At 71.5% G+C, this 18,466-nt stretch carries 19 protein-coding genes and 1 tRNA gene; 5 read left to right on the plus strand and 15 right to left on the minus strand.

The genetic code is table 11. The features are described from left to right. Positions 1 to 45 precede the first annotated feature (45 nt). Entirely contained in the window at positions 46 to 345 is a 300-nt protein-coding gene (locus DEJ29_RS11405; protein WP_146245744.1) for a hypothetical protein, read from the plus strand. A gap of 83 nt (positions 346 to 428) precedes the next feature. On the opposite strand, the gene DEJ29_RS11410 is transcribed toward DEJ29_RS11405, so the two are convergent. From DEJ29_RS11410 to DEJ29_RS11440, 7 genes are all read right to left on the minus strand, one after another. Beyond that, positions 429 to 1,076, minus strand: a complete 648-nt coding sequence (locus DEJ29_RS11410; protein ID WP_181438246.1) for a PepSY domain-containing protein — start codon at positions 1,074 to 1,076, stop codon at positions 429 to 431. Between the two features lie 49 nt (positions 1,077 to 1,125). Continuing rightward, positions 1,126 to 2,523, minus strand: coding sequence for a sensor histidine kinase (locus DEJ29_RS11415; RefSeq protein ID WP_111095547.1), 1,398 nt, complete (start codon positions 2,521 to 2,523; stop codon positions 1,126 to 1,128). Further along, the gene (locus DEJ29_RS11420) at positions 2,516 to 3,193 is read right to left on the minus strand and encodes a response regulator transcription factor (RefSeq protein ID WP_111095546.1); all 678 of its coding nucleotides are present in this window, start codon (positions 3,191 to 3,193) and stop codon (positions 2,516 to 2,518) included. Before DEJ29_RS11420 ends, DEJ29_RS11415 begins: the two co-directional genes overlap by 8 nt. Positions 3,194 to 3,350: 157 nt before the next feature. Next, positions 3,351 to 3,563 (minus strand): SCO4848 family membrane protein, encoded by a 213-nt coding sequence (locus DEJ29_RS11425; RefSeq protein ID WP_027466517.1) that lies wholly within the window; start codon positions 3,561 to 3,563, stop codon positions 3,351 to 3,353. Positions 3,564 to 3,711: 148 nt separating this feature from the next. Then, a complete protein-coding gene (locus DEJ29_RS11430; protein ID WP_111095545.1) occupies positions 3,712 to 4,638 on the minus strand; it encodes a hypothetical protein in 927 nt (308 codons plus the stop codon). Next, positions 4,635 to 5,096 (minus strand): ImmA/IrrE family metallo-endopeptidase, encoded by a 462-nt coding sequence (locus tag DEJ29_RS11435; protein ID WP_071405780.1) that lies wholly within the window; start codon positions 5,094 to 5,096, stop codon positions 4,635 to 4,637. Before DEJ29_RS11435 ends, DEJ29_RS11430 begins: the two co-directional genes overlap by 4 nt. Continuing rightward, complete coding sequence (locus DEJ29_RS11440) at positions 5,093 to 5,533, minus strand: hypothetical protein (RefSeq protein WP_051596928.1); 441 nt, start codon at positions 5,531 to 5,533, stop codon at positions 5,093 to 5,095. The genes DEJ29_RS11435 and DEJ29_RS11440 overlap by 4 nt, the downstream gene beginning before the upstream one ends. Positions 5,534 to 5,634: 101 nt before the next feature. On the opposite strand from DEJ29_RS11440, the gene DEJ29_RS11445 reads away from it, so the two are divergent. Further along, on the plus strand, positions 5,635 to 6,285 hold the full coding sequence (locus DEJ29_RS11445; RefSeq protein ID WP_502866877.1) for a YigZ family protein: 651 nt from the start codon (positions 5,635 to 5,637) through the stop codon (positions 6,283 to 6,285). A gap of 105 nt (positions 6,286 to 6,390) precedes the next feature. Here the strand turns inward: DEJ29_RS11445 and DEJ29_RS11450 are convergent. Next, positions 6,391 to 6,463 (minus strand) — tRNA-Lys (locus DEJ29_RS11450). Between the two features lie 95 nt (positions 6,464 to 6,558). Here DEJ29_RS11450 and bcp point away from each other — a divergent pair. Further along, positions 6,559 to 7,029, plus strand: coding sequence for a thioredoxin-dependent thiol peroxidase (gene bcp / locus DEJ29_RS11455; protein WP_027466512.1), 471 nt, complete (start codon positions 6,559 to 6,561; stop codon positions 7,027 to 7,029). Between the two features lie 79 nt (positions 7,030 to 7,108). Here bcp and DEJ29_RS11460 read toward each other — a convergent pair whose 3' ends face one another. Next, positions 7,109 to 7,540 (minus strand): hypothetical protein, encoded by a 432-nt coding sequence (locus DEJ29_RS11460; protein WP_110865383.1) that lies wholly within the window; start codon positions 7,538 to 7,540, stop codon positions 7,109 to 7,111. A gap of 261 nt (positions 7,541 to 7,801) precedes the next feature. Here DEJ29_RS11460 and DEJ29_RS11465 point away from each other — a divergent pair, with 261 nt between their 5' ends. Next, complete coding sequence (locus DEJ29_RS11465; protein ID WP_017888820.1) at positions 7,802 to 8,050, plus strand: WhiB family transcriptional regulator; 249 nt, start codon at positions 7,802 to 7,804, stop codon at positions 8,048 to 8,050. 170 nt (positions 8,051 to 8,220) lie between these two features. On the opposite strand, the gene DEJ29_RS11470 is transcribed toward DEJ29_RS11465, so the two are convergent. After that, positions 8,221 to 9,723: a sensor histidine kinase gene (locus tag DEJ29_RS11470; protein WP_110865382.1), complete on the minus strand. Its 1,503-nt coding sequence runs from the start codon at positions 9,721 to 9,723 to the stop codon at positions 8,221 to 8,223. A gap of 118 nt (positions 9,724 to 9,841) precedes the next feature. Here DEJ29_RS11470 and DEJ29_RS11475 point away from each other — a divergent pair, with 118 nt between their 5' ends. Further along, entirely contained in the window at positions 9,842 to 10,282 is a 441-nt protein-coding gene (locus DEJ29_RS11475; RefSeq protein ID WP_110865381.1) for an Rv3235 family protein, read from the plus strand. Positions 10,283 to 10,425: 143 nt separating this feature from the next. On the opposite strand, the gene secA is transcribed toward DEJ29_RS11475, so the two are convergent. From secA to mtrB, 5 genes are all read right to left on the minus strand, one after another. Beyond that, complete coding sequence (gene secA, locus DEJ29_RS11480; protein ID WP_111095544.1) at positions 10,426 to 13,212, minus strand: preprotein translocase subunit SecA; 2,787 nt, start codon at positions 13,210 to 13,212, stop codon at positions 10,426 to 10,428. A gap of 168 nt (positions 13,213 to 13,380) precedes the next feature. After that, positions 13,381 to 14,097, minus strand: a complete 717-nt coding sequence (hpf, locus tag DEJ29_RS11485; protein ID WP_111095543.1) for a ribosome hibernation-promoting factor, HPF/YfiA family — start codon at positions 14,095 to 14,097, stop codon at positions 13,381 to 13,383. Between the two features lie 158 nt (positions 14,098 to 14,255). Beyond that, positions 14,256 to 14,918 (minus strand): ComF family protein, encoded by a 663-nt coding sequence (locus DEJ29_RS11490; protein ID WP_146248372.1) that lies wholly within the window; start codon positions 14,916 to 14,918, stop codon positions 14,256 to 14,258. 97 nt (positions 14,919 to 15,015) lie between these two features. After that, complete coding sequence (locus tag DEJ29_RS11495; protein WP_111095541.1) at positions 15,016 to 16,698, minus strand: LpqB family beta-propeller domain-containing protein; 1,683 nt, start codon at positions 16,696 to 16,698, stop codon at positions 15,016 to 15,018. Continuing rightward, positions 16,698 to 18,464 (minus strand): MtrAB system histidine kinase MtrB, encoded by a 1,767-nt coding sequence (gene mtrB / locus DEJ29_RS11500; RefSeq protein WP_258375990.1) that lies wholly within the window; start codon positions 18,462 to 18,464, stop codon positions 16,698 to 16,700. The genes DEJ29_RS11495 and mtrB overlap by 1 nt, the downstream gene beginning before the upstream one ends. Between the last annotated feature and the right edge of the window lie 2 nt (positions 18,465 to 18,466).

The following is an 18,466-nucleotide window of genomic DNA, read 5'->3' on the forward strand; positions in this document are numbered from 1 at the left end:
AGCGCCGAACACGAGCGGTCCGGCACCCGTCGCTACCATCAGCGGGTGCCGGACCGCTCTCCTTCTCCCACCCTCGACCTGCAGCTCAGCTGGCGAGGTGCCTACGGACGCCTCCGGGTGTTCGCGGATCGTCTCGAGGCCGAGACCGACTACCAGCGCGAGACCCGCACCGTGGTGCCGATGGACGCGGTGCAGGGGTGGCGCCTCGGACCGTGCGACGAGGACGCCGTCTGCGTGGAGTTCCTCGCCGGACAGGACACCTACCGGGTCTTGTTGGACAGCCCTGACGAGCAGCTCGCTGCGCTGGCGATCCGAAAGGTGCTCGGACCGCCGCTGGAGTCCTGAGGACGCCGGTGCCGGGCTCCGGGGCCCGCGGCCCCGTTGCCCGGGGCCCGGGGCCCCGTTGCCCGGGTGCCCGGATGCCCGGCTCAGTCGTCGGTGTCGACGCGGTCGGTGACGACGTCACCGGAGCCGGCGTCGATGCGCACGCTGTGCTTGGTGCCGGACGAGTCGAGCACGTCGCCCTCCCAGACGACCGTCCCGACGTGGTCGTCGAGTCCGAGTTCGGTCACGGTCCCCGCGTGCAGGTCCTGCAGGGCGTCGACGGCCTGCTTGACACTCAGGTCGGCGGCGGCGACGAAGCGCTCGTGCTCGGCCTTGTCGTCTGCGTCGGCGGCCTCGGTCTGCGGGGTGCCGGCGACCGAGGTGCCGTCGGCGTTCGTGTGCACCTCGTGCTCGGTGCCGTCCTTCGTGACGACCAGGACCTCGTAGGCGGAGGCGCCCTGCTCCTGCTCGACCGAGATGACGGTGCCCGAGCCGACCTCGCCGCGTGCGGTGGCGACGGCGGCGAGCAGGGCCTTGTTCGAGCCGGCGGACGCGGCGCCGGACGCACCGGTGCCGGTGCCGGCCGAGTCCGTCGCCGACGAGCCGACCGAGCCGGAGCCGGCCGAGCGGGTGTCGTCGTCGGAGTCGTCGCTGGCGCACCCGGTGAGTGCGAGCGCCGCGACGATCGGCAGGGCGGCGAACGCGGCGATGCGGCGGGCGGAGGGCTTCTGGTGCTGGGTTCGGAAGTTCATGTGGACGAGCATCGCGTCGGGGTGCTGAAGCAACCCTGAAGCCGCCTGTTCAGCCGCCGAGTGCGATGCGGACGACGAACCGCGCGCCGCCGAGCGGGGACGTGACCACGGTCGTGTCGCCGCCGTGGGCCCGCACGGCATCACGGACGATGGCGAGGCCGAGCCCCGCGCCGCCGGCGTCCCGGCTACGGGCCTCGTCGAGACGGACGAACCGTTCGAAGACGCGCTCGCGCTCGTCCTCGGGGACGCCGGTGCCGTCGTCGTCGACCGTGAGCACGGCGGACCCGTCGTGCTCGGTCAGCGACACGGCGACGCGTGTGCTCGCGTGCCGGACGGCGTTGTCGACGAGGTTCCGGACCACCCCCGCCAGCACGCGCTCGTCGCCGAGGACCCGCGCTGCCGAGATCGCCGAGCCGTCCACCCGGACCGCCGGGGCGTCGCCGTCCCGCGCGGGCGTGACACCGGCCGTCGACCGTGCCCGCGCGCGGGCCACCGCGTCCAACGCCAGGTCGTCGAGGTCGACGGGGCGCCGCGTGCGGATCCCGCCCTCGTCGAGGCGGGAGAGCTCGAGCAGCCCGGTGACCAGGTCCTGCAGGCGCACCGCCTCGGACCGGACGACGTCGGCGAGGTCGGCCACCTCGGTCCGCTCCGGGTGCGCGACGGCGACCTCGGCGTGCTGGCGGATCGACGCGATCGGCGACCGGAGTTCGTGGGAGGCGTCGGACACGAAGCGCCGCTGGCTCTCGGCGGACCGTTCGAGGCGGTCGAGCATCGCGTTCATCGTGCTCGCGAGCCGGGCGACCTCGTCACCGGTGTCCGGCACCTCGACCCGGGCGTCGGGACGGGCCGCCCGGATCGTCTCGACCTCGGTGCGCATCCGCTCCACGGGCCGCAGCGAGCGCCCGGTGACGGCCCAGGTGACCGCGACCAGCAGGAGCACCAGCACGGGCACCCCCACGGCGAGGAGCACGACGGCGGTGCGGACCGCGGTGTCGGCCTGGTCGAGCGTGGTGCCGTAGACGAGCGTCGCCTCGCCGCCGCCGGGCAGGTCCACGTCGTCCGCCACGAGCAGCCAGCGTTCGCCGTCGTGCGTCCACCGGGACTCGTCGGCGGTCGGGAGGGCGTCCCCGTCGGCGTCCTCGCCGTGTGCGAGCACCGCACCGCCGTCGCCGATCACCTGCACCAGGACGTCCTCGTAGCCGGTCACCGCGGCCGCACCGTCCGCCTCGACCCGGGAGGACACCTGCTCGAGACCAGCCTCGGCCGAGGTCCGCACGCCGTCGAGCAGCACGAGCCGCAGCACGACGACGAAGGCGACGGCACCGATCACCAGCGCCGCGAGGACGACGATCCCGGCGCCGAGCGTGGTGCGGGCCCGGACCGACCGGGCGCGCCGTGGCCGGGCCGGCGCGACTCCGCTCGCACGGGGGTCCGGCCGCTCAGCCACCGTCCGCCGCCAAGCGGTACCCGGCGCCACGGACCGTCTCGATCGCGGCACGCCCGAACGGCCGGTCGAGCTTCCGGCGCAGGTGCCCGACGTACACCTCGACGATGTTCGGGTCGCCCTCGAAGTCGACGTCCCAGACGTTCTCGATGACGTCGCGCTTCGACCGGACCTGTCCCGGGTGCCGTGCGAGGTACTCGAGCACGGCGAACTCTCGGCTGGTCAGTTCGACGGGGGTCTCGCCGCGGGCCGCGGTGCGCGCAGCGGGGTCGACCACCAGGTCGCCGAGGGTCAGCACGGTGGGGCGCTCACGGGCACCCCGTCGGACGAGCGCCCGCAGCCGTGCGACGAGCACCGGGTGCGAGAACGGCTTGGTGACGTAGTCGTCGGCCCCCGCGTCGAGCGCCTCGACCTGGTCCCACTCGCCGTCCTTGGCCGTCAGCATGAGCACGGGGGTCCAGTCACCGTCGGCTCGGAGCTGCGCGCACACGGCCCAGCCGCTCAGGCCGGGCATCATCAGGTCGAGCACGATCGCGTCGTAGCGGAACTCACGCGCGTGCCACAGACCGTCCACGCCGTCGTTCGCGACGTCGACCGCCCACCCCTCGGCCTCGAGGCCGCGGCGCACGCCGTCGGCGAGCCGGACCTCGTCGTCGACCACCAGCACCCGCATGGGGTCGATCCTGCCGTGCCCCGCTGAAGCAGGGCTGAAGCGGCCCGCCAGCGCGGCTCGCGACGGTACCCAGGGCGGACGGGAGGCCCGTGGCGGCGCCGCCACGGGCCTCCCGTCCGGCGGTGGTCCGGACCAGGGCCGCGCCGACCCGGCGGGCTCAGACCAGCAGCAGGATCCCGGCGATCACGGACGCGACGGCGATCGCGAGCGCGATGAGCAGGAGCACGAGGTGCACCGTGTAGAACGTCGTCGGCTTGCCAGCGGCGTCGCGGGCACGGGAGTCCTTCGCGACGCGCTGGAAGAAGCGCGGCCAGGTGACGACGTTGAAGACGGCGCCGATGAACAGGACGACTGCGGCGAAGACGAGCACGGGACGATCCTAGTGAACGTCGGCGACGACGATGCCGGGCGGGTGGTGCTCGGCCGCCCCCAACGCGGCCGAGTCCCGACCCGGCAGGCCACAGGATCTGTAGCACTTGCTACAGACTGTACACGGCCTGTTCGGCAGCGTCGAGGGACTACGCCGTCTCGAGCGCGGCCTCGGCGTCGGCGAGGGCGGCACGCTCGGCGTCGGTCAGGGACGCCCGTGCACCCCGGACGCCGTCGTTGATCTCGACGATGCGGCGGCTGAGCCGGGTCGCGGGGTCGTCGGTCGGCGGGTAGGCGTTGTCCACGCCGATCCGTTCGTGCAGCGGCGCCAGTCGGCGGAGCGCATCGTCCACGCGGCGGGCACGGCGCCGGCGGGAGATCCGGTGCCCGAAGACGAGCAGGAGCATGCCGGACGCCACGCACAGCACGGCTCCCGGCGTGGTGACGTCGTAGGGCAGCGAGAGCGCGTGCGTGACGTCCAGGTCGCCGGCGACGTGGGCGACGTCCATCACGACGACCACGACCATGCGGACGACCCCGAGCACCCCGCCGAGGACCAGGACCCACAGCCCCACCAGGTCGGTGGTCGTCCGGGCCTCGCGCAGCCGGAGCACGCAGATGAGCCCCGTCGCGCCGAGGGCCACTCCGAGGTACACGGTCTGCGCGATCGAGTAGACGGTGGCAGCCGGGTGCGAGCCGGCGTCGAGCATGAAGGTCGTCGTCGTCGCCGGCTTGTCGAGCACGGTGAACGCGACGACGACCACCACGACGACCACGGCGAACGACACCACGACCGCGTTCCGGAGCCAGGGCCGCGCCGCACCGACCGCCTTCGCCACGCCCCACAGCAGCGTGCTCGTGCCGGCCACCATGAGGCAGTCGCTGATGACGGTGACGACGTTGAACCCGCCGAGCAGCGGGTCGAGCCACCGGTACAGCGGGTCGACGTTCGTCACGATGGTGGCGGCGAAGAGCAGGAACGTGAACGCCAGGGTGCGGTCCTGCCCGCGTTGCAGGACCAACAGCACGATCGTCCCGACGATGAGCAGCACCGCCTGGACGACGGCGATGATCACCCGAAGACCCCGCGGAAGGCGCTCGGGCGGCCGCGGTGCTGGCGGATCACGGTGGCCAGGCGGTCGGCGAAGACCTCGGCCTCGTGCTCGTAGGTGTTCGAGAACATCCCCCGGGCCAGCGCACGCTCGACCTTGTACTCGGGCAGGTCGGGGATGACGTCACGGATGTAGGCGCTCTGCGGGGCGTGCTCCTGGTGCCGGTGCAGGACGTGCCCGAGCTCGTGCCCGATCACGAACGAGCGGAACGTCGGCGAGGTCGTCGGCGAGATCATCACCAGGTGCGCGTGCTCGAGGGTGGCCACGAAGCCACACACCGGTTCGGCGGCCAGGAACGACTCCTCGCGCACCACGATCGGCTTGCCGACGACGTCAGCGGCGGCGGCGACGGCCTGGTCGACGTCCGACCACCCCTCGGCGGCACCACGAGCCCAGAACGCCTCGACGAGGGCGTCGGTCATGCGACGCTCCCCCGCTGTGATTCCTCCTCGAGCACCTCGGCGATGCGCCGCAGCGCGTCGGGTGAGAGTTCACCGGGGAAGGTCCGGGCCGCGAAGCCGCTCACGCGGGCGGACCGCAGGGACCGGACGAGGGCGAGCTGGGCACCGATCCGTTCCGGTACCTCGCTGTCCTCGAGCAGGAAGCGTTCGTCGACCTCGAAGTACCCGGCCAGCAGGCGCAGGAGCTCGGTGTCGCGGTTGCGGCGGCCGTCGCCGGAGAGCATGTAGGTCCACTTCGCCCGCGACAGCGAACCGCCGTGCGCCGCGACGTACTCCTCGATCGAGGAGAACGGCACCGGTGCGCCACGCTGCGACTCCTCGAAGTCGAGGAGCAGGTTGAGGCGGCGCGCGAGCTCGGCGGCGTCGAGCGCCCCGCCCTTCAGATCACCCGTGTCCATCTCGGACTCCTCCCCAGCCGTGTCCGCGCGACCTGTGGGTCCGGCGCGTGGACGCCATGCTAGCGCGGGTGCCCGGCACGCGCGCCGCTACCCTCGTGGGCATGCCCCGCCGCTTCCCCGCCACCGTCGCGGCACCGGTCGAGCACGAGATCGTCATCACGAAGTCGCGGTTCATCACGACCGTCGCGCCGGTGTCCGGGGTCGAGGACGCCGACCGCGTGATCGCCGAGGTCCGCCGTCGGTACTGGGACGCCCGGCACAACTGCACGGCGATGGTCACCGGCGTGCTCGGCGACCAGGCCCGTTCCTCGGACGACGGCGAGCCCTCCGGCACCGCGGGCGTCCCGATGCTCGAGGTCCTGCGACGCCGCGGGCTGACCGACGTCGTCGCGGTCGTCACGCGGTACTTCGGCGGGGTGAAGCTCGGTGCCGGCGGACTGGTCCGGGCCTACTCGACCTCGGTGTCCGAGGCGCTCGACACGGCGGTCCGCGTCCGTCGCGAGGCATTGACGCAGGTGCGCTTCGACGTCGACCACGCCGACGCCGGGCGGCTCGACAACGTGCTGCGCGACTGGGTCCGGCACCACCACGCGACGCTCGGCCCGACCGACTACGGGCAGGCGGCGACCTTCGAGGTGTGGGTCCCCCACGAGGCGCTCGGCGCCCTGACCGCCGACCTCGCCGCCGCGTCGGCCGGTTCGCTCGAACCCGTCATCGGCGAGGAGCGGATCGTCGACGTCCGCGCCGACTGAATTCGCAGTTCCTGCACACCTCGGGCGTGTCTCGGCATCGGCGTGGAAACCTGCCCGGAACGCACGAACGCCCCGACTCGATGAGCCGGGGCGTTCGTCCTGCGGTGCACCCCCTCGGACTTGAACCGAGAACCCACTGATTAAGAGTCAGTTGCTCTGCCAATTGAGCTAGAGGTGCATGTTCCGGCTTCCGTGCCGCAACGGGAATCAACAATAGCATGGGTTTCGCGCGCCCACGACCACTCGCGGGCGCACGACGCGAACAGGAGCACCATGACCGACCGTCTCGTCCCCGGCGACACCGCCCCCGACTTCACGCTGCCCGACCAGGACGGCGTCGAGCACTCCCTCGCTGCTCTCCGCGGCAAGAAGGTCATCGTGTACTTCTACCCGGCGGCGTCCACCCCGGGCTGCACCACCGAGGCCTGCGACTTCCGCGACAACATGTCCTCGCTGCAGGCCGCCGGCTACGAGGTCCTCGGCGTCTCGAAGGACGAGCAGGCGAAGCTCAAGACGTTCCAGCACGAGCAGGCGCTGACCTTCCCGCTGCTGAGCGACCCCGACCTCGCCGTGCACAAGGCCTACGCGGCCTGGGGCGAGAAGAACAACTACGGCAAGATCGTCACCGGCACGATCCGGTCCACGATCGTGGTCGACGAGGACGGCACCGTCCAGCTGCCGCTCTACAACGTCAAGGCCACCGGGCACGTGGCGAGCCTGCGGAAGAAGCTCGGCCTGGTCTGAGGGCCCGCCACGCACTGGAGGCCCGGTGCCGGTTCCGAGAACCGGCACCGGGCCTCCAGTGCGTGGCGGACCAGACCGTCTACTCGGCCGGACGCGCGAGCGCGGCCGTCACCGACCGCGACAGCACCAGCGTGATGCCGAGCAGGGCCGGGACGAGCAGTACCCAGCCGACCGCGGCGACGCGGAAGACGCCCTGGAACGCCCCGATCGCGATGGCGCCCTGCAGGACCTGCCAGACGATGATCCCGGAGCGCACCCACGGCCGGCCCTGCCACAGGCCGTTCAGCAGAGCACCGAGCCAGAGCGCAGCGATGGCGACGAGGACGGTGAGGGCGATGCCTGAGGCGATGCTCGTGGCCGGGGCGACGAGCAGTTCGACGACCAGGACGACGGTCACGACCACCAGCGCGAGGAACTCGAGGCCGACCACGGCGAGCAGCCCCAGCATCGCCGGCGACCGGCGCGCGACGGGCGTGGAGGGTTCGGTGTCGTTCGGGGTGTCGTCGTGCACAGTGATCCTCCAGCATCGGAACCCTTGATTTGGCCCTACCAGTATGGAACGATATTGGAGGTCGTTTGGACGGCACGATGTGGTGTGCGTCTCCCGTGGTTCATCGCTCCTCCCCCGAGCGTCTCGCGGGCGTCAGACACGCTTCCTGCGGACTCCTCCCCACAGTTGTCCCCTCCATGCCGCATGCATGGTCAGCGGTCCGATCCCCCGAACCACGGCCCCGGCCTGCCGTTCGAGCATCGACATCAAGGAGCACCACACATGGACTGGCGTGACAAGGCTGCCTGCCTCACCGCAGACCCCGAGCTCTTCTTCCCCGTCGGGAACACCGGGCCCGCCGTCGACCAGATCGAGAAGGCCAAGTCGGTCTGTGCGCGTTGCACGGTCACCGAGATGTGCCTGCAGTACGCACTCGAGAACAACCAGGACTCGGGTGTCTGGGGTGGTCTCAGCGAGGACGAGCGTCGTGCGCTGAAGCGTCGCGCCGCCCGCGCTCGCCGCGCGTCCTGACCCCGGTCGTCTGACACCACGACGCCCGTCGTCCCCTCGGGGGCGGCGGGCGTCGTCGTGCGCGCGGTGCAGGTTCTGCAGAACACCGGTGTTCACGCTTTTGAACACCGGAACGCGGGTGTTCGACCGGTGAACACCGGTGTTTTGCGATCTCGAACCGCCGGGCGGCGTCAGGCGGCGGGGGCGGTCAACCAGCGGAACGGGATGGTGATCGTCACCTCGGTGCCGCTGCCCGTCAGGGTGTGCCAGTCGATGGTGCCGCCGAGCTCGCCCTGGATGAGCGTGCGGACGATCTGCGTGCCGAGGCCCGAGCCGACCTTGCCCTCGGGGAGCCCCACGCCGTTGTCGCGGACCTCGATCTCCAGGTGGTCGTCGAAGCGGCGGGCGACGATCTCGACCTCGCCGTCACGGCCGTCCAGCCCGTGCTCGACGGCGTTCGTCACGAGCTCGGTGAGGCCGAGGGCGAGCGGTGTCGCGGCCTCGGAGGGCAGCACCCCGAACTCGCCGGTCTTCTTCGGGTGCACGGTGGTGTTGTGCGACGCGGCGACCTCGGTCACGAGCTTGAGCACCGAGTCGAACACCTCGTCAAAGTCCACGGTCTGGCTGAGCCCGCTCGACAGGGTGTCGTGCACGACGGCGATGGCGGCGACGCGGCGCATGGCGTTCTGCAGCGAGGTCCGCGCTTCGTCCGAGTGCGTACGACGCGCCTGGATCCGCAGCAGGGACGCCACGGTCTGCAGGTTGTTCTTCACACGGTGGTGGATCTCGCGGATCGTGGCGTCCTTGGTGATGAGCTCGCGCTCCTGGTGCCGCAGCTCGGACACGTCGCGGCAGAGCACGATGGCACCGATGCGCTCACCGTGGTCGCGGAGCGGGATCGAGCGGAGCGACACCGTGACGCCCTTCGACTCGATGTCCGCCCGCCAGGGTGCGCGGCCGGTGACGACGAGCGGCAGGGACTCGTCGACGTCGAGCTGGGCGCCGATGAGCTCGGTGGTGACCTCGGCGAGGGACTTCCGCTCGAGCTCGCCCTCGAAGCCCATCCGGTTGAACGCGCTCAGGCCGTTCGGGCTCGCGAACGTGACGATGCCGGCGGTGTCGAGACGCAGCAGACCGTCGCTGGCACGGGGCGCCCCACGACGGGGGCCCGCCGGTGCACCGAGGTCGGGGAAGTCACCGGTGGCGATCATGCCGAACAGGTCGTTCGCGCTCGCGGTGAAGTTGAGCTCCTGGCGGCTCGGGGTCCGCATCTCGTCCTGGTTGGAGTGCCGGGTGACAACGGCGATCGGTCGCTCGGTCGTCTCGGCGCTCTTCGCGCTCAGGCGGCGGAGCACCGGGATCGCGCGGACACGGGTCGGGGTGTCCTCGTACCAGTCCGGCTCGGCGGAGTCGACGACCCGTGACCCGGCGAAGCTCTCGGTCACCTGGCCGCGCCACTCCTCGCGGATCTCCTGGCCGACGATGTCCCGGTAGAACAGCGTCGCCGCGGAGCTCGGCCGGGCGTGTGCGACGGCCACGAACGAGCCGTCCTCGGCGGTCGGGACCCAGAGCACCATGTCGGCGAAGGACAGGTCGGCGAGGAGCTGCCAGTCCCCCACGAGCAGGTGGAGCCACTCCACGTCTGCTTCCGAGGAACGGCCTTGCGCGAGGACGAGGTCACTGAGGGTCGACACCCAGCCAGTCTAGGTCCGCTGCCTTGTGGAGAACGTCGCCCTCTCCACAGGGCAGACCACTGTGTATTTCGTATGTCGCACGCCCCATACGCTCGCTCCAACGACGGAAGGGGCAGGGGTGGCAGAGCAGGCACGCCGCATCGATCACGAGACGACGACGGCGCACCCACCGCCGCTGCGGATCGTCGAACCGGCGCCGGAGCCCGCCACGGTGACCGGTCCCCCGGACCCGGCGACGACCGCACGAGCGCTCGGGCTCTGCGTCGCGGAGGTGCTCACCGGCGCGCGGGAGGTCGACAGCATCGCCCGCTGGATCAGCGACGACGTGCAGCGCCACCTGCAGCAGCGCGCCGCGGTGGCAGCGCACGCCCGGGGCTCCGGTCGGCGGGCACGCGGACGCCCGGTGCTCCGGGTCGGCAGCGTGCTCGTCTGCCGCCCCGCGGCGGGCGTCGCCGAGGCGACGGTGGTCGTGCACGCGCGCAGCCACGCGCGGGCGGTCGCCATGCGGCTCGAAGAGCGACACGGACGCTGGCAGGCGACCGCGATCGGGGTCCTGTAGCCGGGTCGCGGACGGACGGGAGGCCCGGTGCCAGCTGGCACCGGGCCTCCCGTCCGTCGTCGGTCACGCTCGGTGAGCGGGAATGGTCGGGTCCCGACGTGGGACCCGACCACTCCTGCTCACGATGCGCTCGCGCGCGGTCGCTAGTTCTTCTTGGCCGCCTGGCGACGCTCGGCGCGGTTGCTCGCCGCGGCCTGACCGGAGGCGGTGGCCGCGTTGCCGAACGCGGAGCCCTGCTCGGGCTCGGCGACCGCTTCGGCCTCAGCCTCGGCCTGGGCGCGCTGCGCACGAGCGGTCGCGGCCTGCTCGAGGCGACCCTTCTCGTCGCGGACCTCGACCTCGCCGTCGATCGACGGTGCCGAGTACTCGAGGCCGGAGACCTCGTCCTCGCCGAGACCCTTGGCCTCGATCACCGCGTTCTCGCCGTCGGACTGCACCTGGACCTCGAGGTTGAAGAGGTAGCCCACGGACTCTTCGCGGATCTGCCCCATCATCGTCTGGAACAGGGCGTAGCCCTCGCGCTGGTACTCGACCAGCGGGTCGCGCTGCGCCATCGCTCGGAGGCCGATGCCGTCCTTGAGGTAGTCCATCTCGTACAGGTGGTCGCGCCAGCGGCGGTCGATCACCGAGAGCACCACGCGACGCTCGAGCTCACGCATCGCCTCGTCGCCGAGGAGTTCCTCGCGCTGCTGGTAGGCCAGCTTGGCGTCGGAGAGGATCTCGCGGGCCAGGAAGTCACGCGACGCCTTGCCCTTCGAGCCGGCCTCGGTGATGACCTCGTCGATGGAGATCGAGATCGGGTAGAGCGTGCCGAGCTCGGTCCACATGGCGTCGAGGTCCCAGTCGTCCGGGGAGCCTTCGCCGGTGTGGCTGTCGATCACGTCGTCGATGACGGCCTTGAGGAACGACTGCGCGCGGTCGTGCAGGTCGTCGCCCTCGAGGATGTGGCGGCGGTCGCTGTAGATCGCTTCGCGCTGGCGGTTCAGGACGTCGTCGTACTTCAGCACGTTCTTGCGGATCTCGGCGTTGCGGCCCTCGACCTGCGCCTGGGCGGACCGGATCGCACGGCCGACGAGCTTGTTCTCGATCGCCAGGTCGTCCGGCACGTTCGAGCGGCCCATCAGGCTCTCGGCGGCACCGGAGTTGAACAGGCGCATCAGGTCGTCGGTGAGCGACAGGTAGAAGCGGCTCTCGCCCGGGTCACCCTGACGGCCGGAACGACCACGCAGCTGGTTGTCGATGCGGCGCGACTCGTGGCGCTCGGTGCCGAGCACGTACAGGCCGCCGACGGCGCGGACCTTGTCGCCCTCTTCCTCGACCTCGGCCTTGACGCGGGCGAACACGTCGTCCCACTCGGCCTCGTACTCGTCGGGGGTCTCGGTCGGCGACAGGCCCTTGGCGTGCATCTCCTGCACGGCGAGGAACTCCGCGTTGCCACCGAGCATGATGTCGGTACCACGACCGGCCATGTTCGTCGCGACGGTCACGGCGCCGAAGCGACCGGCCTGGGCGACGATCGCGGCTTCACGTGCGTGGTTCTTCGCGTTGAGGACCTCGTGCTTGACGCCCTGCTTGGCGAGGAGCTTCGACAGGTACTCGGACTTCTCGACGCTCGTGGTGCCGACGAGGACGGGCTGGCCCTTCTCGTGGCGCTCCACGATGTCCTCGGCGACCTGCTCGAACTTCGCCTTCTCGTTCTTGTAGACGAGGTCGGTCTGGTCGATGCGCTGCATCGGCTTGTTCGTCGGGATGGGCACGACGCCGAGCTTGTAGGTCGACATGAACTCGGCCGCCTCGGTCTCGGCGGTACCGGTCATGCCGGAGAGCTTCTGGTAGAGGCGGAAGTAGTTCTGCAGCGTGACGGTGGCGAGGGTCTGGTTCTCGGCCTTGACCTCGACACCTTCCTTCGCCTCGATCGCCTGGTGGATGCCCTCGTTGTAGCGGCGGCCCATCAGGATGCGGCCGGTGTGCTCGTCGACGATGAGCACCTCGCCGTTCATCACGACGTAGTCCTTGTCCTTCTTGAACAGGGCGACGGCCTTGATGGAGTTGTTCAGGAACGAGATGAGCGGGGTGTTCGCCGACTCGTACAGGTTCTCGATGCCGAGGTAGTCCTCGACCTTCTCGATCCCGGGCTCGAGGACACCGACGGTGCGCTTCTTCTCGTCGACCTCGTAGTCCTCGCCCGGGGTGAGGCGCTTGGCGATCGAGGCGAACTCGGTGAACCAGCGGTTGGCCTCGCCCGAGGACGGACCGGAGATGATGAGCGGCGTGCGGGCCTCGTCGATGAGGATCGAGTCGACCTCGTCCACGACGGCGAAGAAGTGACCGCGCTGCACCATGTCGGACGCCTGCCACGCCATGTTGTCGCGCAGGTAGTCGAAGCCGAACTCGTTGTTGGTGCCGTACGTGATGTCGGCGGCGTACTGCTCGCGGCGCTCGGCCGGGGTCTGGTTCGCGATGATGCAGCCGGTGGTCATGCCCAGCGCGCGGAAGACGCGGCCCATGATCTCGGACTGGTACGACGCCAGGTAGTCGTTGACCGTGATGACGTGCACGCCGCGCGACGGGATCGCGTTGAGGTACGCGGCGGTCGTCGCGACGAGGGTCTTGCCCTCACCGGTCTTCATCTCGGCGATGTTGCCGAGGTGCAGTGCCGCGCCACCCATGAGCTGCACGTCGAAGTGCCGCATGCCCAGGGTCCGCTTCGCGGCTTCACGCACGGCGGCGAACGCCTCGGGCAGGAGGTCGTCGAGGGTCTCGCCGTTGGCGTACCGCTCGCGCAGCTCCTTGGTCTCGTCGTGGAGTTCCTCGTCGGTGAGGCTCGAGAAGTCGTCCTCGAGGTCGTTGATGGCCGAGGCGTACGCCTTCAGCCGGCGGAGGGTTCGTCCTTCGCCGATGCGGAGGACCTTCTCCAGCACGTTTGCCACGTGAACTCCTTACGAGGTCGTCGCGCGCGACCTGCACGCCCGATCGACCAGTCATGCTAGCAACCCGCGAACCCACGGCGCTGTGAGCCGCGCGGCGCCGGCGGACACGGGTGTGCGCGGCCCGCGAACGGACCGCGCACACATGCGGAACGTCGGTTCCGCGTCGGCTCAGGCGATCGCGGCTGCCCGCTCCGCGTCGGTGTCCGCGCCGGCCGAGCTCGGTGCCTGGCCGGCGGGCACCTCGTCGATGCCGATCACGCCGTAGTCCCAGCCCTTGCGTCGGTACACGACACTCGGACGGCGGGTCTCGGCGTCGAGGAACAGGTAGAAGTCGTGCCCGACGAGCTCCATGTAGTACAGGGCGTCGTCGACGGTCATCGGTGCGGCCTCGAAGACCTTGTGCCGGATGACGACCGGGCTGTAGACCTCGTTCTCGTCCTCGGCGGCCTCTTGATCGACGACCGGGACGGCACCGGTCGCGACGTCCTCGATGAGCTTGCCGTCGGCCGGGACGACGCCCATGCCGTCGAACCCGCTGCCGGCGGCTTCGGCGACGGAGGTGGGGCGGTGCCGGCCGTGGTGCACCTTGCGGCGGTCGCGCGCCCGACGGAGGCGCTCCATGATCCGCGCGAAGGCGAGGTCGAAGGCGGCGTACTTGTCCGACGCCGCGGACTCGGCCCGCACGAGCGGCCCCGGTCCGATCAGCGTGAGCTCCACGCGGTCCTCGCCCTGGCTGCCGCTCGACTTCTCGTGGTGGCGGCTGATGCGCACCTCGAACGCGAGGGCGCGGTCGGCGAGCACGTCGATCTTCTCGGACTTCTGCTCGACATAGGTGCGGAAACGGTCGGTGACCCCGACGTTCCGGCCCGTGATCGTCACGTCCATGTGGCGGCTCCCATCCAGTGTCGGCGCGTCGCCTCCGTCCGGCGACCCGAACGCCTTGTCGCGAGGCTAGACCCGGCGCACTGTCGGCGTCACGGGGAGACGGCGAGTCCGCCGGACACTCACCGGACACACAGCGGCCACCGGGTGTTCACCGAGCATCAGTCGTCGACACTCGCCACCGCGACGCAGCGCACCACCCGGCCGCCCGCTGTCCGCACCGCACGGACGCCCTCGGCCATCGTCACGCCCGTCGTGACGACGTCGTCGACGAGCACGACGTCACGGCCGGCGACCCCGACCGCGCGCAGTGTGCCGACAGTCGCCGTGACCCGCTCCACCGCCGATCGTTCCTTCTGCCCGGGTCCCGCGCTCCGCCGTCCGGCACGGGTGCGGACGAGCCGCCCCGTGTGCCGGACGCCACCCCGGGCGAGCAGCAGCACCACCGGGTCGAACCCACGGCGTCGGGCCCCCGCCCGGGACGGCGGCACCCGGAGCACCACGGCGCCGTCCGGGGCTGCGTCGAGCGCCGCACGGACGAGCGCGCCGAAGCGGGCGCCGAGCGGACGGGCGACGTCGACCCGGCCCCGCAGCTTGAGCTCGAGGACCAGGGTGCGGACCAGCCCCTCGTACTCGAAGGCCGCGTCGAGCCGGACGCCGGCGACGAGCCGGACCCGCCCCGGGCGTGCGGCGAGCGCCGCCCGACACGGTGGGCAGAGCGCGCGGTCCGCGCGGCCGCAGCCCAGGCAGGCGACGGGCAGGAACAGTCCGAGCACGGCGAGCAGGGCGTCCCGCCAGGGCGTGGGGGCGTCGTCAGGGGGCACGCCCACGAGTGTGGTGGTGACCGGACGACGGCGACGAGCCGGTCTGCCGGACGGTGGACGGGCCTCCAGGCCGGGTGGGCTGTGGAGGACGGTGGCGTCAGCGCTGGACGCCGAGCACGTCGGCGGTGACGCCCGTCGAGTCCCAGCCGCCCCCGGTGGACTGCAGGACGTCGCCGCTCGACATCCGGAGCAGCAGCGCGCCGCCGCTGCCGCCGCTGATCGCGGTGGCGCGACCGTCGGGCTTCGGCAGGGTGCTCGACTTGCCGCCGATGGTGGTGCGGACGATGTTCGGACCGGTCGGCGTCTGCCCGACCGAGGCGACGTCGGTGTCGTTCACCCACGTGGCGTCGACCGCGGTGCCGCTGGCGGCCTGCACCCGGACCGGGGCGCCGAACGAGGTCGGTGACCGGTCGGACCCGCGGATGATCGCCATCACGTACAGGCCGGGGCCGTCCGCGGTCTCGATGAGTGCGAGTGCCCTGGTGGAGTCGCGGGACACCTGGAACGACACGAGGTCGCCGCGCGGCAGGGTGGTGCGCACCTGGTGGGGGTCGCCGCCGAGGCCGTAGGCGGTGATGTGACGGGTGTCGGACTGCTGCCCCACCCAGACGAAGCCGAGGTCGTCGACGGCGGGGGCGACGAGGCCCTCGCGGGCGTCGACGCGCAGGCGGTCCTTGCCACGCACGACGACGACGCCGTCCCGGTTGCCGACGGCTGCGGTGGTGCCGGACGCCGACAGGGCGATCGAGGTCGGGTCGAGGCCGGCGATCGCCGCCCCGACGCCGCTGCCGATCTCGGCGACCTTGCCGGTGCCCGAGGCGGCGTAGCCGACGACGCCGTCCTCGTCGACCAGGGGTCGGGGGTCGACGTCGGGGTTCTGCTGGGCGTCGGCTCCCCCGGAGTCCGGCACCGACAGCGTCGCGCCCTCGATCGTCATCGACACCGACGAGATGGTGGCGACCGAGGCGAGGGACTTGCTGAGCTGTTCGCGCATCCGGACCTTGTCGACCGTGCTCGCACGCAGGGCGTCGCTCGACAGGTCGACCAGGGCGGTGCCGCTGTCGATCGTCACCGCGTTGAGGGACAGCTGGGTGCCCTCCGGGAACGACGAGACGACGGCGCCCTTCAGCCAGTCGGCGGGGCCGGCGAGCAGGGCGCTGGCGATGCGGGTGCTGGTGGAGGACCGAGCGAGGAACCAGCGCTGGTCGGGCACCAGGAAGCGGTAGGTCGGGTCGTAGAAGTACAGGGCGTGCGACTGGAACACCGACTCGAAGCTGACCGGCGACAGGATGATGCCGTCCGGGGCGTAGGCGATGCGCCACTCGCCGTCCTCGCGGACGAACTGGAACGTCAGCGTCGACGAGGTCGGGCGGACCGCCTGGGTGTACTCCCCGTCGGAGTCGACCGTGGCGCTGGCCGTCATCGTGTAGGTGAGCTCGCGGTCGTCGGCGCGCTCGACGGTGCCGCTGCCGTCCCGGATCGTGACGCCCTGCCGCGGGTTCCACCGCTGGGCGAAGTCGGCGGCCAGGAACTGCCGGGCGATCGCGTAGTTGTCCTGGGCGCCGGTGGCGGCGGCGATGAACCCGCGGAGGATCGCCGTCTGGTCGGACCCGGTGATCGGCTTGTCCGGCCGGAAGTCGACGCCGGAGAGCGACTCGTCCTTGATCGTCTGCCCGGTGCGCACGGCACCGTCGGTCGGGATGGCCGCGCACGCGGTGACCGCGAGCAGGCTGACCGCGGCGAGCGCGACGGCGAGGACGTGGCGGATCCGGTGGCGCATCAGGACTCCTCTCGTACGGCGCGGGGGCCGTCGTACGACTCGTCGAGCTCGGGCAGCGGGATGGCCGAGGTGGCGGTGGTGCCCTGCTCGTTGCGGGGCAGGGTGAGCACGAACGTCGATCCCTCGCCCGGTCGGGACCACACGTCGATGCGCCCGCCGTGGAGCTTCGCGTCGCCGAGGCTGATCGCGAGGCCGAGGCCGGTGCCGCCGATGGTGCGCTTGCGGCTCGGGTCGGCCCGCCAGAAGCGGTCGAACACCCGTGCGGCGTCTTCCGGCGGCATGCCGACACCCTGGTCGCGGACGGCGATGGCGACGGTGCGGGCGTCGCTGTCGACGACGACCTGCACGGGCTTCGCGTCGCCGTGCTCGATGGCGTTGCCGACGAGGTTGCGCAGGATCCGTCGGACCCGCTTGGCGTCGAGCCGCATCGTGGTGTGGCCGCCGGGGGTCGCGAGCTGCAGGTCGATGCCGGCGCGTTCGGCCAGCGGGCGGAACTCCTCGACGATGTCCGCGGCGAGGGAGGCCGGCACGACGGGTGCGGTGTCGAGCTGCACCGCCTGGGCGTCGTACCGGGAGATCTCGAGCAGGTCGGCGAGGAGCATCTCGAAGCGCTCCACCTGGGCGTGCAGGAGCTCGGCGGACCGGCCGACCGACGGTTCGAACGCGTGCCGGGAGTCGTAGAGCATGTCGCCGGCGAGCCGGATCGTGGTGAGCGGGGTGCGCAGCTCGTGCGAGACGTCGGAGACGAACCGCTGCTGCACGCGGGAGAGCTCGGCGAGCTGGGTGATCTGGCGGCTGACCGCCTCGGCCATCCCGTTGAAGCTCCGTGCCAGGGTCGCCAGGTCGTCCTGGCCGCGCACCGGGATGCGTTCGTCGAGGCGCCCCGCGGCGATCTTCCGGCTCGTCTCGGCGGCACCGCGGATCGGCACGACGACGAGCCGGACGACGAGCGAGGTGACCAGGGCGATGAGCACCATGAGCGCCACGCCGCCGATCGAGAGGGTCTGGGAGACGAAGTCCAGGGTCTGCTGCGCGTCGGAGAGGTCGTAGACCAGGTAGAGCTCGTACTGGCCGGCGCTCGGGATCTGCAGCGTGGAGCCGACGGCGAGGCCCGGCACCCGGCGCCCGTCGTCGTCGAGTTCGACGGGCTGCAGGCTGAGGCGACCGGTGTTCTGCGCGACCTCCTTGCGCAGGGCATCGGTGATCACCGCGTCCGGGAAGTCCTGGCTGGCGATGGTCTGCAGCGTCTGCGGCGTGGACTGGTCCGGGCTCCGCTCGATGGCGATGCTCGTGCCGCCCGGACTCGTCGTGTTCGACAGGATCGCCTGCTGCGCCTCGTTCTGCAGGGTCTCGAGCTCGGACTGGTTGTTGTCCTCGGCCGCCGTCGCCGCGTCGAAGATCCCCTGGGCGACGATGGTGGCCCGGGCGGACTCGGACTCGATCTGGTCGCGGCGCTGCGAGTAGACGTTCGTCGAGATGCTCACCATGACCGCGGTGCCGATGATCGCCACCGCGAGCCCCGTCGTCATCACGGTGATGGCGACCGAGCGGAACATGAGCGAGCGCCGCCACAGGTAGGCGATCGGACGCCAGGCGCGTCGGAGCCAGCGCCGCATCCGGCGACGGCTGCGGTCGACGACGCCGATCGAGACGGTGGTGCTGCCGGCCCCACCGGCACCGCCGGACCCACCGGCGCCGGTGGCCCGGCCGGCGCCGCCGACCCGGCCGGAGCGTGCCGAGCCCGGCGGGCGCGTCGAGGGCGGCACGG

Source organism: Curtobacterium sp. MCPF17_021 (assembly GCF_003234605.2).
GTDB lineage: Bacteria > Actinomycetota > Actinomycetes > Actinomycetales > Microbacteriaceae > Curtobacterium > Curtobacterium flaccumfaciens.

What these genes read in the sequence shown, in the direction of transcription:
- DEJ29_RS11410 (WP_181438246.1), bottom strand. Translation starts at nt 1,076, where the DNA reads ATGAACTTCCGAACCCAGCACCAGAAGCCCTCCGCCCGCCGCATCGCC.
- DEJ29_RS11420 (WP_111095546.1), bottom strand. Translation starts at nt 3,193, where the DNA reads ATGCGGGTGCTGGTGGTCGACGACGAGGTCCGGCTCGCCGACGGCGTG.
- DEJ29_RS11435 (WP_071405780.1), bottom strand. Translation starts at nt 5,096, where the DNA reads ATGACCGACGCCCTCGTCGAGGCGTTCTGGGCTCGTGGTGCCGCCGAG.
- DEJ29_RS11440 (WP_051596928.1), bottom strand. Translation starts at nt 5,533, where the DNA reads ATGGACACGGGTGATCTGAAGGGCGGGGCGCTCGACGCCGCCGAGCTC.
- DEJ29_RS11445 (WP_502866877.1), top strand. Translation starts at nt 5,635, where the DNA reads ATGCCCCGCCGCTTCCCCGCCACCGTCGCGGCACCGGTCGAGCACGAG.
- bcp (WP_027466512.1), top strand. Translation starts at nt 6,559, where the DNA reads ATGACCGACCGTCTCGTCCCCGGCGACACCGCCCCCGACTTCACGCTG.
- DEJ29_RS11465 (WP_017888820.1), top strand. Translation starts at nt 7,802, where the DNA reads ATGGACTGGCGTGACAAGGCTGCCTGCCTCACCGCAGACCCCGAGCTC.
- hpf (WP_111095543.1), bottom strand. Translation starts at nt 14,097, where the DNA reads ATGGACGTGACGATCACGGGCCGGAACGTCGGGGTCACCGACCGTTTC.
- DEJ29_RS11495 (WP_111095541.1), bottom strand. Translation starts at nt 16,698, where the DNA reads ATGCGCCACCGGATCCGCCACGTCCTCGCCGTCGCGCTCGCCGCGGTC.